Origin of the sequence: Citrobacter sp. CK199 (genome assembly GCF_030333285.1) — a bacterium.
GTDB lineage: Bacteria > Pseudomonadota > Gammaproteobacteria > Enterobacterales > Enterobacteriaceae > Citrobacter_B > Citrobacter_B koseri.
The window spans coordinates 1-1690 of the sequence record NZ_JAOWGF010000007.1; the positions used below are offsets into that span (position 1 = coordinate 1).

1 rRNA gene is annotated in these 1690 nt (G+C 53.8%); it reads left to right on the forward strand.

From position 1 onward, the window contains the following. Positions 1 to 1678: ribosomal RNA gene (locus OGX75_RS00030) — 23S ribosomal RNA — on the forward strand; the annotation flags it as partial. Positions 1679 to 1690 lie beyond the last annotated feature (12 nt).

A 1690-nucleotide genomic window follows, 5' to 3' on the forward strand; every position in this document is an offset into this window, starting at 1 on the left:
TGCTGGAGGTATCAGAAGTGCGAATGCTGACATAAGTAACGATAAAGCGGGTGAAAAGCCCGCTCGCCGGAAGACCAAGGGTTCCTGTCCAACGTTAATCGGGGCAGGGTGAGTCGACCCCTAAGGCGAGGCCGAAAGGCGTAGTCGATGGGAAACAGGTTAATATTCCTGTACTTGGTGTTACTGCGAAGGGGGGACGGAGAAGGCTATGTCGGCCGGGCGACGGTTGTCCCGGTTTAAGCGTGTAGGTGTGTGCTCCAGGCAAATCCGGTGCACTTTAACACTGAGGCGTGATGACGAGGCACTACGGTGCTGAAGTGACAAATGCCCTGCTTCCAGGAAAAGCCTCTAAGCATCAGGTAACATCAAATCGTACCCCAAACCGACACAGGTGGTCAGGTAGAGAATACCAAGGCGCTTGAGAGAACTCGGGTGAAGGAACTAGGCAAAATGGTGCCGTAACTTCGGGAGAAGGCACGCTGATATGTAGGTGAAGTGATTTACTCATGGAGCTGAAATCAGTCGAAGATACCAGCTGGCTGCAACTGTTTATTAAAAACACAGCACTGTGCAAACACGAAAGTGGACGTATACGGTGTGACGCCTGCCCGGTGCCGGAAGGTTAATTGATGGGGTTATCCTCGCGGAGAAGCTCTTGATCGAAGCCCCGGTAAACGGCGGCCGTAACTATAACGGTCCTAAGGTAGCGAAATTCCTTGTCGGGTAAGTTCCGACCTGCACGAATGGCGTAATGATGGCCAGGCTGTCTCCACCCGAGACTCAGTGAAATTGAACTCGCTGTGAAGATGCAGTGTACCCGCGGCAAGACGGAAAGACCCCGTGAACCTTTACTATAGCTTGACACTGAACACTGGTCCTTGATGTGTAGGATAGGTGGGAGGCTTTGAAGTGTGGACGCCAGTCTGCATGGAGCCGCCCTTGAAATACCACCCTTTAATGGCTGGTGTTCTAACGTGGGCCCGTAATCCGGGTTGCGGACAGTGTCTGGTGGGTAGTTTGACTGGGGCGGTCTCCTCCTAAAGAGTAACGGAGGAGCACGAAGGTCAGCTAATCCTGGTCGGACATCAGGAGGTTAGTGCAATGGCATAAGCTGGCTTGACTGCGAGCGTGACGGCGCGAGCAGGTGCGAAAGCAGGTCATAGTGATCCGGTGGTTCTGAATGGAAGGGCCATCGCTCAACGGATAAAAGGTACTCCGGGGATAACAGGCTGATACCGCCCAAGAGTTCATATCGACGGCGGTGTTTGGCACCTCGATGTCGGCTCATCACATCCTGGGGCTGAAGTAGGTCCCAAGGGTATGGCTGTTCGCCATTTAAAGTGGTACGCGAGCTGGGTTTAGAACGTCGTGAGACAGTTCGGTCCCTATCTGCCGTGGGCGCTGGAGAACTGAGGGGGGCTGCTCCTAGTACGAGAGGACCGGAGTGGACGCATCACTGGTGTTCGGGTTGTCATGCCAATGGCACTGCCCGGTAGCTAAATGCGGAAGAGATAAGTGCTGAAAGCATCTAAGCACGAAACTTGCCCCGAGATGAGTTCTCCCTGACCCTTTAAGGGTCCTGAAGGAACGTTGAAGACGACGACGTTGATAGGCCGGGTGTGTAAGCGCAGCGATGCGTTGAGCTAACCGGTACTAATGAACCGTGAGGCTTAACCTTACAACGCCGAAG